The organism is Albimonas marina (genome assembly GCF_029223255.1).
Classification (GTDB): domain Bacteria; phylum Pseudomonadota; class Alphaproteobacteria; order Rhodobacterales; family Rhodobacteraceae; genus Albimonas.
Genome location: NZ_JARHUC010000006.1, coordinates 304,726 through 317,812, shown reverse-complemented (window position 1 = coordinate 317,812; position 13,087 = coordinate 304,726). Strand labels below are relative to the sequence as shown.

At 71.2% G+C, this 13,087-nt stretch carries 13 protein-coding genes; 10 read left to right on the top strand and 3 right to left on the bottom strand.

From position 1 onward, the window contains the following. The first annotated feature begins 85 nt into the window (after positions 1–85). The 4 genes from P2H44_RS18000 (at position 86) to P2H44_RS17985 (ending at position 2,957) form a co-directional block, all read left to right on the top strand. The gene (locus tag P2H44_RS18000) at positions 86–289 is read left to right on the top strand and encodes a twin transmembrane helix small protein (protein WP_275765546.1); all 204 of its coding nucleotides are present in this window, start codon (positions 86–88) and stop codon (positions 287–289) included. Between the two features lie 82 nt (positions 290–371). Further along, complete coding sequence (locus tag P2H44_RS17995) at positions 372–944, top strand: cob(I)yrinic acid a,c-diamide adenosyltransferase (RefSeq protein WP_275765544.1); 573 nt, start codon at positions 372–374, stop codon at positions 942–944. 323 nt (positions 945–1,267) lie between these two features. Further along, positions 1,268–2,029 (top strand): electron transfer flavoprotein subunit beta/FixA family protein, encoded by a 762-nt coding sequence (locus P2H44_RS17990; protein ID WP_275765543.1) that lies wholly within the window; start codon positions 1,268–1,270, stop codon positions 2,027–2,029. Position 2,030: 1 nt separating this feature from the next. Then, the gene (locus P2H44_RS17985; protein WP_275765541.1) at positions 2,031–2,957 is read left to right on the top strand and encodes an electron transfer flavoprotein subunit alpha/FixB family protein; all 927 of its coding nucleotides are present in this window, start codon (positions 2,031–2,033) and stop codon (positions 2,955–2,957) included. Positions 2,958–3,194: 237 nt separating this feature from the next. Here P2H44_RS17985 and P2H44_RS17980 read toward each other — a convergent pair whose 3' ends face one another. The 3 genes from P2H44_RS17980 to P2H44_RS17970 all read right to left on the bottom strand — a co-directional run bounded on the left by P2H44_RS17980 (position 3,195) and on the right by P2H44_RS17970 (position 6,099). Next, a complete protein-coding gene (locus P2H44_RS17980; protein WP_275765539.1) occupies positions 3,195–3,575 on the bottom strand; it encodes a RidA family protein in 381 nt (126 codons plus the stop codon). Between the two features lie 198 nt (positions 3,576–3,773). Then, positions 3,774–5,024: a multidrug effflux MFS transporter gene (locus P2H44_RS17975; protein WP_275765537.1), complete on the bottom strand. Its 1,251-nt coding sequence runs from the start codon at positions 5,022–5,024 to the stop codon at positions 3,774–3,776. Positions 5,025–5,184: 160 nt separating this feature from the next. After that, complete coding sequence (locus P2H44_RS17970; protein WP_275765535.1) at positions 5,185–6,099, bottom strand: DMT family transporter; 915 nt, start codon at positions 6,097–6,099, stop codon at positions 5,185–5,187. 392 nt (positions 6,100–6,491) lie between these two features. Between P2H44_RS17970 and P2H44_RS17965 the strand changes: the two genes are divergently transcribed. The 6 genes from P2H44_RS17965 (at position 6,492) to P2H44_RS17940 (ending at position 13,087) form a co-directional block, all read left to right on the top strand. After that, positions 6,492–7,514 carry an ABC transporter substrate-binding protein gene (locus P2H44_RS17965; RefSeq protein ID WP_275765534.1) on the top strand — a complete coding sequence of 341 codons (1,023 nt, stop codon included), beginning with the start codon at positions 6,492–6,494 and terminating at the stop codon, positions 7,512–7,514. A gap of 112 nt (positions 7,515–7,626) precedes the next feature. Then, on the top strand, positions 7,627–8,385 hold the full coding sequence (locus P2H44_RS17960; RefSeq protein WP_275765690.1) for an ABC transporter ATP-binding protein: 759 nt from the start codon (positions 7,627–7,629) through the stop codon (positions 8,383–8,385). Positions 8,386–8,390: 5 nt separating this feature from the next. Then, a complete protein-coding gene (locus tag P2H44_RS17955; RefSeq protein WP_275765533.1) occupies positions 8,391–9,314 on the top strand; it encodes an ABC transporter permease in 924 nt (307 codons plus the stop codon). A gap of 4 nt (positions 9,315–9,318) precedes the next feature. Then, complete coding sequence (locus P2H44_RS17950; RefSeq protein ID WP_275765531.1) at positions 9,319–10,596, top strand: cytosine deaminase; 1,278 nt, start codon at positions 9,319–9,321, stop codon at positions 10,594–10,596. Beyond that, the gene (locus tag P2H44_RS17945) at positions 10,593–11,999 is read left to right on the top strand and encodes an FAD-binding oxidoreductase (RefSeq protein ID WP_275765529.1); all 1,407 of its coding nucleotides are present in this window, start codon (positions 10,593–10,595) and stop codon (positions 11,997–11,999) included. The genes P2H44_RS17950 and P2H44_RS17945 overlap by 4 nt, the downstream gene beginning before the upstream one ends. 131 nt (positions 12,000–12,130) lie before the next feature. Beyond that, positions 12,131–13,087: an isopenicillin N synthase family dioxygenase gene (locus P2H44_RS17940; RefSeq protein ID WP_275765527.1), complete on the top strand. Its 957-nt coding sequence runs from the start codon at positions 12,131–12,133 to the stop codon at positions 13,085–13,087.

The window sequence follows — 13,087 nt, the reverse complement described above, 5'->3', positions numbered from 1 at the left end:
CGCCGCCCGATGCGGGGCGACGTCGCGGCGCGGTGGCGCCGGGCGGCGACTGCATTAGGTATCGAGGCGACAAGGAGGACCGTTCATGGGTCATGCTCTTCTGTGGGTCGCGATGATCGCCTGCCTGGTGGTGCTGGGCATCCTGCTGTTCGGGGTCGGCAGCTTCGCCAAGGGCGGCGACTTCAATCGCAAATACGCCAACAAGATCATGCAGTACCGCCTTCTGGCCCAGGCCGTGGCGGTGGTGCTGATCCTGATCGCCGTGGCCGCGCTGCGCGCCGGGAACTGACGGCGCGCGACCCGCGCCGAACAGGCAGGAACGACGAAGAACGCCGCGCGCGGACCGCGGCCGGAGGGGGAGACCGCGCCCGATGGTGGTGCTGAACAAGATCTACACCCGCACCGGGGACAAGGGGACGACGGCGCTGGGCGACGGCAGCCGCCGGCCCAAGCACGACCTGCGGGTCGAGGCCTACGGCACGGTCGACGAGACCAACGCCACGGTCGGCCTCGCGCGGCTGCACGCGGCCGGCGAGATGGACGCGGCGCTGGCCCGCATCCAGAACGACCTGTTCGACCTGGGCGCCGACCTCTGCCGCCCGGACCCGGACAAGGACGCCGAGGCGAAATACCCCGTCCTGCGCATGGACCAGGCGCAGGTCGACCGGTTGGAAGCCGAGATCGACGCGATGAACGCCGACCTGGAGCCGCTGCGCAGCTTCGTGCTGCCGGGGGGCTCGGCGCTCGCCGCGCATCTGCACCTGTGCCGCACGGTCTCGCGCCGGGCGGAGCGGCTGGCGGCGCGGCTGGCGGAGGTCGAGGCGGTGAACCTGCCGTCGGTCGTCTATCTCAACCGCCTGTCGGACTGGTTCTTCGTCGCCTCGCGCGCCGCCAACCGCGGCGGCGCGGGCGACGTTCTGTGGGTTCCGGGGGCGAACCGCTGATCGCGGCGCGCCCCATGGACGGCGCCGGCGGCCCGTGCGCGCAAGCGCCGCGCAAGATTCTTGCGCGGCCGGGGGCGCGGGCGCTTGTGCGACCCTCCGCCCTTTGCCACACAGCCGGGCGGATGCTACCTCGCGGCGCGCAGTTGACGTGCGCGTCCGCTTCGGCCGCCCCGCCCGCGGGAGCGGCCGCGGAGACGACGACGGGCCTACCATCCGGCCGGCAGGCGGTGTAGAGCCCGAGGGAACGATCGACGCGCGCTCGGCGCGTCGAAAGGACCGGCGCGCAGACCCCGCGCGCCGAGAAACTGGAGGAGAAGCGCGCGATGAAGGTGCTCGTGCCCGTCAAGCGCGTGATCGACTACAACGTGAAGGCCCGCGTGAAGGCGGACGGATCGGGCGTCGATCTCGCGAACGTCAAGATGTCGATGAACCCCTTCGACGAAATCGCCGTGGAAGAGGCGATCCGTCTGAAGGAGAAGGGCGCGGCCGAGGAGGTCGTGGTGGTCTCGATCGGCGTGAAGCAGGCCCAGGAGACGCTGCGCACGGCGCTGGCGATGGGCGCGGACCGCGCCATCCTGATCGAGGCGGCCGACGACGTTCACACCGACATCGAGCCGCTGGCCGTCGCCAAGCTCCTGAAGGCCGTGATCGACGAGGAGCAGCCCGGCCTGGTCATCGCCGGCAAGCAGGCGATCGACAACGACATGAACGCCACCGGCCAGATGCTGGCGGCGCTGCTGGGCTGGGCTCAGGCGACCAACGCGGCCGAGATCACGATCGAGGGCGAGACCGCCACGGTCACCCGCGAGATCGACGGCGGCATGCAGACCCTGAAGGTGAAGCTGCCGGCGATCGTGACCGCCGACCTTCGCCTGAACGAGCCGCGCTACGCCTCGCTGCCCAACATCATGAAGGCGAAGAAGAAGCCGCTGGATGCGAAGACCGCCGCCGACTACGGCGTCGACGTCTCGCCGCGGCTGACCATCGTCACCACCTCCGAGCCGCCCGCCCGCAAGGCCGGCGTCAAGGTGGCTGACGTGGACGAGCTGATCTCGAAGCTCAAGAACGAAGCGGGGGTGCTGTAACATGGCCGTTCTGCTGATCGCCGAAACGCTCGCCGGGGAGCTCTCCGTCGACGCCACCGCCAAGGCCCTGACCGCCGCCAAGCAGCTGGGCGACGTGACGATCCTGGTCGCGGGCGAGAACGCCAAGGGCCCGGCCGAGGCGGCCGCCAAGCTCGACGGCGTCTCGAAGGTGCTGTGCGCCGAGGACCCGATGTTCGGCCACAACCTGGCCGAGCCGACCGCGGCGCTCGTCGTGTCGCTGGCCGGGGACTACGACGCCATCGTCGCCCCCGCCACCATGGCCGGCAAGAACCTGGCCCCGCGCGTCGCGGCCCTGCTGGACGTGATGGTGATCTCGGACGTGTCCGAGGTGAAGGGCGCCGACGAGTTCGTGCGCCCGGTCTACGCCGGCAACGCCATGCAGACCGTCAAGTCGACCGACGCCAAGAAGGTCCTGACCGTGCGCACCGCGAACTTCGAGGCGGCGGGCGAGGGCGGCTCGGCCCCCGTCGAGGAGATCGGCGCTGTCGAGAACCCCGGCGTGTCCGAGTGGGTCGAGGACAAGATCGCGGCGTCGGATCGCCCCGAGCTGACCTCCGCCAAGCGGATCATCTCCGGCGGCCGCGCGATGGGCTCGAAGGAGAACTTCGCGATCGTCGAGAAGGTCGCCGACAAGCTCGGCGCGGCCGTGGGCGCCTCGCGCGCGGCGGTGGACTCGGGCTACGCGCCCAACGACTGGCAGGTCGGCCAGACCGGCAAGGTCGTGGCGCCGGAGCTCTACATCGCCGTCGGCATCTCGGGCGCGATCCAGCACCTGGCGGGCATGAAGGACTCGAAGGTCATCGTGGCCATCAACAAGGACGAGGAGGCGCCGATCTTCCAGGTCGCCGACTACGGCCTGGTCGCGGACCTGTTCGACGTGCTGCCGGAGCTCGAGAGCAAGCTCTGATCCCGCGCCGGATCGAGACGAACGACAGGGCCGCCCCCCGGGGCGGCCCTTCTTCTTTGCGCCCCCCGATGGGCGGGCGGGTCGGGAGCGGCGCTCGCGCCCCGCTGCGCGAGGCGCCTCGCCCGCCCGCCGACCCCGCTCTCAGCGGTGGCGGCATCGACGGGACCGGGGTCGGCGGGCGGGCGTCCCGGCCGCGCAGCGGACGGCAGAGCCGCCCCGCCGGCCGCCCTCTGCGCGTCAGGGCTTGCGGGCCGTGACCTCGATCTCGATCTTCATGCCGTCCGCGATCAGGCCGGCCTCGAACATGGTCGCGGCGGGGGGCGCGTCGCCGAAGACCTCCTGCAGGACCGGCCAGCACGGCTCGAAATCGTTGCGGTCGGGCAGGATGTAGTGGACGCGCACCACGTGCTCGAAGCCCGCGCCGAACTCCGCCAGCGCGCGGCCGATGGTGGCGAGCGTGTTGCGGCACTGGTCGACGACGCTCTCGGGCATCTTCCCCGTCTCGGGGTCGGTCCCGGTGGAGCCGGAGACGAAGATCCAGCCGTCGGTCTCGACGGCGCGGCAATAGGCGATCTTCGCCTCGAAGGGACCGCCGGAGAAGTGGCGTCGGAAGGCCATGGGGAGTGCTCCTTGCAGGATGGACGGGCGGAAGATGCCGCGCCGCGCGCGGCGAGGAAAGCCGCCGCCGCAGGGGCCCGCCCGCGACCAAAAGGATGGCCCCCCGCGGCCACGAAGAAGGGCCGCCCCCTGCGGAGCGGCCCCTGGTCGGTTCGGCCTGGTCGGTTCGCCTTGGTGGATCGGCCGTCGCGCCCGGCCTCAGGCCTGGGAGCTGCCCCACAGCCGCCCGCGCTCGACCACCAGCACCATGACCAGCGAGGCGGCGCCGAAGGCGAAGTAGCCCGCCGCCAGCGGCAGCGCGGTGCCGTCGTAGCTCTGCCCCACCAGCCAGCCCAGGAAGGCCGCGATGCCGGTGGTGGCGAAGCCCACGAAGGACGAGGCGGTGCCCGCGATGCGGCCCTGCGGCTCCATCGCGATGGCGTTGAAGTTGGGCATGATCAGGCCGAAGCAGTAGAGCTGCAGCATCATCAGAACCATGAAGGCCGGCAGCGCCAGCGTGCCCGGCAGCATCTCGAGCGCCATGTGCACGCCGCCCACGGCCGCGTAGCAGATCAGCGCCGTGTGCCCGATCTTGCGCATCCCCAGCCGCGCGACGAGGCGCGAGTTGGTGATCGCCGCTCCCGCCATCGCCAGCGCCACCAGCGCGAACAGCAGGGTGAACCAGCCGCCGGCCTCGTAGACCTCGTTGTAGATCTGCTCGGCGGAGTTGATGTAGGCCATCATCCCGCCGAAGGCGACGCCGGTGGCGAGCGTGTAGCCGATGGTCTGCCGGGTGGCGACGACCTGCCGGAAGGCGGCCCCGACCCAGGCCAGGCTCAGCGGCTCGCGCAGCTCCCGGGGCCGGGTCTCGGGCAGGCGGGCGGCGGTCCAGACCAGGATCGCCATCGCCACCACGCCCAGGAACAGGAAGATCTCGTGCCAGTCGCCCAGCAGCAGGATGCCCGAGCCCAGCGCCGGGGCGACGGCGGGCACGATGATGAAGACGGTCATCACGAAGGACATCACCTCGGCCATGCGGCGGCCGCCGTAGAGGTCGCGCACCACCGCCACCGCGACCACGCGGGGGGCGGCGTTGGCCATGCCCTGCAGCAGGCGCGCGGCCAGCAGCACCTCGAAGCTGGGGGCGATCAGGCACAGGGCGGCGGCGGCGGCGTAGACGGCCAGCCCCGCGCCCAGCACCACCTTGCGCCCGAAGCGGTCGGAGAGGGTGCCGTAGAACAGCTGGCCGACGCCGAAGCCGACCATGTAGAGCGTGATCACAAGCTGCTGCGCGTTGGCGTCCACCACCCCGTAGGAGTCGCGGATCAGCGGCAGCGCCGGCAGCATGATGTCGATCGACAGCGCGGTCAGCGCCATCAGGCTGGCCATCATGGCCACGAATTCGGGGAACTTGGGCGCCTGGACCACGCGGGGCGCGTCGATCTGGTCGGGGGTCGTCGTCATGGGCATGGGAACAGGCAGGTCCTGAGCGGTCGCAATCTTATGGGTCCCTTACAAGTATAGGCCGAACCTGTCGCGACGCCAGATGCTTTTCGCAGATGCGGCATGCCGGCGGGGACTGGCTGCCATGCACGCCATGCAGGCCGGGCGCGGGCTCCAGCGCGTCGCCTCATCGCCGGCGCGCCACCAGCCAGGCGCCCAGGGTGACCAGCCCGAAGGCGGCCAGCAGGATGGGCGAGAGCGGCTCGCCCAGCGTCGCGGCCGAGACCACGATGGCGATCAGCGGCGTGTAGAAGTTGATCGTCGCGGCCGAGGCCGGGCCGGCCGCGCGGATCAGCATGTACATCGCGCACATGGCCGCCGCGGTGGACAGGATCCCGTTCGCGGCGATGGCCGCGAACGGGACGGGCGCGAGCGCCGGACCGATCTGCACCCCCGGCCACAGCAGGGCCGTGGGGACCAGCATCGCCGCCCCGCAGGTCACCTGGCCCAGGGTCAGGGAGCGGGGATCGAGGTCGGGGAAGCGTTGCAGCAGGATCGAGCCGACCGCGAGGCAGGCGGCCGCCGCGAAGGTCATCGCCACGCCCAGCGCCGCCCCCTCGCCCCCGCCGCCGGTGGCGAGCGTCACGCCCGCGAGCCCCACGGCGCAGCCCGGCAGTCGGCGCGCCTCGATCCTGGGGAAGGGCGGCAGCAGCGGGGCGGCGAGCACCACGATCATCGGGATGGTGGCGAAGACCACGCCCCCCAGCCCGCCCCCGATCAGCGCCTGCCCCGCGGCCAGCAGAATGAACGGTATGGCGGTCGAGAGCGCGCCGAGCAGCAGGCTCGCCCGCCAGGCGCGGGCCCCGCGGGGCGCCGGCACGCCCATCAGCCGCAGGCCCAGCGCCAGCGCCGGCGCGGCCACCAGCGCGCGCAGCATGGCCACCGCGATGGGCGAGGCGGCCTCGACCGCCACGTGGTTGAGGGGGAACGAGACGCCGAAGCCCAGCGCCGCCACCGCGCCCAGCGCGACCAGGCGCAGGCGATGCGCGGCGCCGCCCTCGGCCGTGGTGGCGGGGGGCGGGGGCGGGGGCGCGGCGGTCATCGCGCGCACTCTGCGCGAACGCGGCGGGCGGCGGCAAGGTCGGACCGGAGGCGGGAGGCGGAGAGCGCGAGGCGAGGCATCCGCCCCCTCTGCGCCCGGCCGGGCGGCCGGTCAAGCGCGGCGTCGGGGCGGGCGGGCGGGCGCGCGGGAAGCGGCGCCCTCGCCGGAGATGCCGCCCGGTCGTGCGCCGGGCGTCGCCACGTCATCCGTTTCGCGGGGAATCGTTTACGATAGAGACCGGGACGCCAACGCCTCCCGTTCAGGCGCCCGGACCGCATGGGCGCCGCGAAACCGGGCGCCGGGCCGTGAAATTTCCGCAGGCGCGAGATCGCCCCTTTCGCGATGCACGCCGAGCCTTGAATATGCGTCGCCGGACAACGAGGGAGATCGCCATGTCCTCCAGACTTCCGCTTGCGGCCGCCGCCGCGGCCCTTTCCGTCGCCGCCCTTTCCGCCCCCGCCGGCGCCGCCGACCTGGTCAAGGTCAGCTTCGGCACCAACTGGGTCGCCCAGGCCGAGCACGGCGGCTACTACCAGGCCGTCGCCGACGGCACCTACGAGGCCTGCGGCCTGGACGTGACCATCGTCCCCGGCGGCCCGCAGGTGAACAACCGCGCGCTGATGCTGGCGGGCAAGGTCGACTTCTCGATGGGCGGCAACCTGCTGCAGGCCTTCTCGGCCGTGCGCGAGGGCATCCCCCTGCGGGTCGTGGCCGCCCACTTCCAGAAGGAGCCGCAGGTCATCCTGACCCATCCCGGCGCCGCGTCGAGCTTCGAGGACCTCAAGAACCTCGAGACGCTGTTCATCGGCGACAACGGCTTCCAGTCCTACTACCAGTGGATGATGACCGCCTACGGCTTCAAGGCCGAGACGCGGAAGCCCTACACGTTCAACCCCGCGCCCTTCATCGCCGACGAGAAGTCGGGCCAGCAGGGCTACGTCACCTCCGAGCCCTTCGCGGTCGAGACCGAGGGCGGCTTCAAGCCCGACGTGTGGTCGATCGCCGACGCCGGCTTCTCGACCTACGCCACCACGGTCGAGACGATGCAGAAGACCATCGACGAGAAGCCCGAGGCGGTGAAGTGCTTCGTCGAGGGCTCGGCCATCGGCTGGGCGAACTACCTCTACGGCGATCCCTCGGCGGCCAACGCGCTGATCCAGGCGGCCAACACCGACATGTCCGACGCCCAGATCGCCTTCTCGATCGAGGCGATGAAGGAATACGGCATCGTCGACTCGGGCGACGCGCTCGAGATGGGCATCGGCGCGATGACCGCCGAGACCATCAAGGACTTCTACGACAAGATGGTCGAGGCCGGCGTCGTCGAGGCGGGCCTGGACCTGGAGAAGGTCTACAGCCTGGACTTCGCGAACTCGGGCGTCGCGCTCGACGTCAAGAAGAAGCTGACCGAGTGATCCGGGCGTGACCACGGACCCCACGACCCACGGCGCGGCGGCGGGAGCCGCCGCGCCTGTCGCCGCCCCCCTCCCCGCCGGCGCGGCCGAGCGCGCGGCGCGCGCGCCGCTGATGTCGGTGCGCAACGTCACCAAGGTGTTTGGGCGCGACGTGGTCGCGCTGCGCGGCATGTCGCTGGACGTGCGCCAGGGCGACTTCATCTCGCTGCTGGGCCCCTCGGGCTGCGGCAAGTCGACGGCGCTGCGCCTGATCGCGGGCCTGTCGAACCCCACCGCCGGCAAGATCGACTGGGCGGGCGGAACCCGCACCGAGGCCGACCTGGGCGTGGTGTTCCAGGAACCCACCCTGATGCCCTGGGCCACGGTCGCCAAGAACGTCTGGCTGCCGATGCGCCTGCGCGGCAAGAGCTTCGCCAGCTGCAAGGCCGACATCGAGGACGCGCTGGAGACCGTCGGCCTGAAAGGGTTCGAGGGGGCCTATCCGCGTGAGCTGTCGGGCGGCATGAAGATGCGCGTCTCGATTGCCCGCGCGATGGTCACCAGGCCGAAGATGATCCTGATGGACGAGCCCTTCGCCGCGCTCGACGAGATCACGCGCTTCAAGCTCAACAACGACCTGCTGGCGATGCGCGCCAAGCTGAACTGCACGGTGATCTTCGTCACCCACTCGGTCTTCGAATCCGTGTTCCTCTCGGACCGCATCGTGGTGATGGCCGCCCGCCCGGGCCGCGTGATCCGCGAGCTGAACGTGGACGAGCCCTATCCCCGCTCCGAGGAATTCCGCACCTCGGCCGAATACGCCGCCCAGTGCCGCGCCGCCTCCGAAGCCCTGACCGAGGCGATGGGCGGCGTGACGACCGGCCACGAGTGACCCCGATGACCGCCAGCGACACCGCCCCCTCCCAGATCCACGGCGATCAGGTCCACGGCGACCAGATCGACGCCCCCATCGACGTCGACGAGCTGGCCCGCCAGCGCGCCCGGCGCCTGGAGAAGATCGCGAGCTGGGTGCTGCCCGCCGTCGTCATCATCGGCTCGTTGCTGCTGTGGCAGTGGGCCGTGGTGGCGAACGAGATCCCCCACTACATCCTGCCGGGGCCGGACCTGGTGTGGAAGGCGCTGGTCGACAACGCCGCGACCCTGTTCGACAGCTGGCTGATCACCATCCAGACCACCGCGCTGGCGCTGCTGGCCGCGGTGGCGGGCGGCGTCGGCCTCGCGGTGCTGTTCAACCAGTCGCGCTACGCCGAGATGGCCTTCTACCCCTACGCCGTCATCCTGCAGGTGACGCCGGTGGTGGCCGTGGCGCCGCTGATCCTGATCTACGTCACCGACATCGACCTGGGCCTCTTCGTGATCCCCGAGAAGATCGTGGGGATGCTGATCGTGGCCTGGATCGTGGCCTTCTTCCCGATCCTGTCGAACTCGACGCTGGGCCTGCGCTCGGCCGATCACAACCTGCGGGACCTGTTCTCGATCTACGGGGCGACGCGCTGGCAGAAGCTGCGCTACCTGCAGATCCCGGCCGCCCTGCCCTACTTCCTGGGCGGGCTTCGCATCGCCGGCGGCCTCAGCCTGATCGGCGCCGTGGTGGCGGAGTTCGTGGCCGGCACCGGGGGCATGGGCTCGGGCCTCGCCTTCCGGATCCTCGAGGCGAACTATCGGCTGAAGACGGACCTCGCCTTCGCGGCGCTGATCCTGATCGCCCTGACCGGCGTGCTGATCTTCGCCCTGCTGTCTTTCCTCAGCCACGCGCTTCTGCACAAGTGGCACGAGAGCGCGATCAAGCGGGAGGTCTGAGACCTTGGATTTCATCGAGCTGCCGGAGGCCCCGCGCCTGCGGCTGACGAACCTGCGCGCGCCCGCCTGCCTGCTGGGCCGCGAGGGCGATCTGGTGACGCTGGACCTGGCCGTCGCCGACGGGAAGCTGGTGGACCCCACCGACCCCGCCGACGCCGAGGTCGACATGGGCGGGCGGCTGGTGTTCCCCGCCTTCACCGACGCGCACACCCATATCGACAAGGGCCATATCTGGGCCCGCTCGCCCAACCCCGACGGCACCTTCATGGGCGCCCTGACCACGGTGGGCGAGGATCGCACCGCCCGCTGGTCGGCCGAGGACGTGCGCCGGCGGGCCGACTTCTCGCTCCGCTGCGCCTGGGCGCACGGGACCAAGAACCTGCGCACCCATCTCGACAGCTCCGCGCCCCAGGACGAGATCTCCTGGTCCGTGTTCCGGGAGCTGCGGGAGGACTGGGCCGGCTGCATCGACCTGCAGGCGGTCTGCCTGGTGGGGATCGAGGCGGTGGACGGCGGCACGGCCTGGACCAAGCTCGCCCAGATCGTGAAGGACTCGGGCGGCGTGCTGGGCACGGTCACCTACCCCGTGCCCGACGTGGCCGCGCGGCTCGACCTCTTCTTCGAGACGGCGGGGGAGCTGGGGCTCGACGCCGACTTCCACTCCGACGAGACGCTGGATCCCTCCTCGGCCACGCTGCGCGAGATCGCGCTGGCGGCGAAGCGCACCGGCTACATGGGCATGATCAACTGCGGGCACTGCTGCTCGCTCTCGACCCAGGACGAGGCGGAGGCGCTGGCGACGCTGGACCTGTGCGCGGAGGCGGGGATCTCGATCACCTCGCTGGCGATGTGCAACATGTACCTGCAGGACCGCCACGCCGGCCGAACGCCCCGCAACCGCGGCGTGACGCTGGTGCATGAGGCGCGCGAGCGGGGCATCCCGGTGATCTTCGCCTCCGACAACACCCGCGATCCGTTCTACGCCTACGGCGACCTCGACATGATCGAGGTGATGCGCGAGGCGACGCGGATCGCGCATCTCGACCACTCGCGCGGCGACTGGCCGGAGGCGTTCCTGACCGCCCCGGCCCACGCCTGCGGCTTCGAGGCGCCCAGCCTCGCCGCCGGCGCGGCCGCCGACCTCGTGATCACGCGCGCGCGGAGCTGGACCGAGCTCTTCGCGCGCGCCCAGACCGACCGCATCGTGCTGCGCGGCGGGCGGGCCATCGACCGGACCCTGCCCGATTACGCCGAGCTCGACGACCTGATGGAGCCCGCATGACCCCCAACGTTCTCGCCGCCAAGGAGGCGCTCTCCCACCTGGACGTGGACGACAAGCCCGCGTCGGTGAAGGCCAAGAGCCGGGACTTCTTCTGGTACTCGCCGATCCTGAAGTCGCGCCTCGACCACCTGGTCGGCGACTTCGTGGTGGCCCCGAAGTCCGAGGCCGAGGTGATCGAGGTCCTCAAGGCCTGCTACGAGAACGACGTGCCGGTCACCACCCGCGGCGCGGGCACCGGCAACTACGGCCAGGCGATGCCGCTGGCGGGCGGCTGCATCCTGCACATGCGCCACATGAACAAGGTGGTCGACGTCAAGCCGGGCCGGGTGATCGTGCAGCCCGGCGCGATCCTGCGCGAGATGGACCAGGAGATCATCGCCAAGTCCGGGCAGGAGATCCGGATGTTCTCCTCGACCTACGCCACCGCCACCGTCGGCGGCTTCATCGCAGGCGGCTCGGGCGGGGTCGGCTCGGTCCGCTGGGGGCAGCTTCGTGATCTCGGCAACATCATCCGCCTGCGCGTGGTGACGATGGAGGCCGAGCCCCGCGTGCTGGAGTTCACCGGCGAGGAGCTGCACCGCGTCTCCCACGCCTACGGCACCAACGGCATCATCACCGAGATCGAGCTGCCGCTGGCCCCCGCCTACGACTGGGTCGACGTGCTGGTGGGCTTCGACGACTTCATGGACGGGGCGCGCTGGGCCGAGGGGCTGGGCAACGAGGACGGCATCCTCACCAAGCTGATCACGCCGATCGAGGCGCCCCTGCCCCACGACTATTTCCTGCGCATCAAGAACCGGATCCGGCGGGACCAGTCGGTGGTGATCGTGATGGTGGCGCCCCACGCGATGGACGCCTTCATGACCTTCACCGCGCGCCACAAGGCGGCGGAGATCATCTACCGCTCGGACAAGGTGACGGCCGAGGAGAAGAAATCGTTCGGCGTCGCCTACGAATACGCGTGGAACCACACCACCCTGCGCGGCCTGCGCGTGGACCCCACGATCACCTACCTGCAGGCCCGCTTCACCCAGCCCGGCGCGCTGGAGCAGGTGGAGACGGTGCGCAAGACCTTCGGGGACGAGGTGGTCCAGCACCTCGAAGGCATCCGCATGAACGGCAAGCTCAGCTTCGCGGGCCTGCCGGTGGTGCGCTACACGACGGACGAGCGGCTGGAGGAGATCGTGAAGATCCACGAGGACCTCGGCGTCTGGATCTTCAACCCGCACCGCTACACGCTGGAGGAGGGCGGTCGCCAGGCCGCCGACGACCGCCAGCTGCAGTTCAAGCGCGAGGCGGACCCCAAGGGCCTGCTGAACCCGGGCAAGATGATCACCTGGGACCGGCCCGACTTCGACTACACGTCCGTCTACGACTACGCCGGCATGCGCCGGCCCGGCTGAGGCCCGAGGGCCGCGGGTCGGCCGGGCGCCCGGCCGGGGCGGCCCGCCCCCGCGGCCGGTCGCCGGAGCGCCGGGCCGGACGGTCTCCGGCGGCGGGCGGCGCGGGCAGGACGCAGGGGGAGGAGAGACCTGTGAGCGAGTTCGACATTCCGGTTCTGGATTTCTCGCGTTTCCGCGAGGGGGACGCCGCCGCGCGCGCGGCCTTCGCCGGGGAGCTGGGCCGGGCCTGCCGGGACACCGGCTTCTTCCTGCTGATGACCACCGGCATCCCCGACGCCCAGCGCACGGCGATGTTCACCGTCGCCCGCCGCTTCTTCGCCAGGCCCCAGGCCGAGAAGGACGCGGTCGCCATCGCGAAGAGCGCCCACAACCGCGGCTACGTCGCCCAGAAGGTCGAGGCGCTGGACCCGGCCTCGGGCGTGGCCGACGCGAAGGAGGCGTTCAACGTCGGGCTGGATCTCGCGCCCGACCACCCCGAGGTGCTCGCGGGCAAGCCGTTCCGCGGCGTGAACCTGTGGCCCGAGGACGATCCCGCCTTCAAGGCCGAGTGCCTGGGCTGGTACCACGCCTGCCTCGCGCTGGGGGCGGAGCTGCACCAGGCCTTCGCGCTGGATCTCGGCCTGCCCGAGGACTGGTTCGTGGACAAGTTCCAGGCGCCGCTGGCGACCCTGCGGCTGCTGCGCTACCCGGCCGGCGGCGAGGGGATCGGGGCGGGGGCGCATTCGGACTACGCCTCGGTCACGCTGCTCGCGACCGACGGCGTGGCGGGGCTGCAGGTGCAGCCGCGGGCGCTGCGGGGGACGGACGAGTGGCTGGACGTGCCTTCGGTTCCGGGCGCCTTCGTGGTCAACATCGGCGATTGCCTGGAGCGGTGGACGAACGACGTCTACGTCTCGACGCCCCACCGGGTGCTCGCGCCGAAGGCCGAGCGCTTCTCGATCGCCTTCTTCCTCGACCCCGACCCCGACGCCGAGGTCATCGCCCTGCCCACCTGCACCGGGCCCGACAACCCGCCGCGCCATGCGCCGACCACCGGCGCCAAGCACCTGGCCGAGCGGCTGGACGCCACCTACAAGCATCGGAGCTGA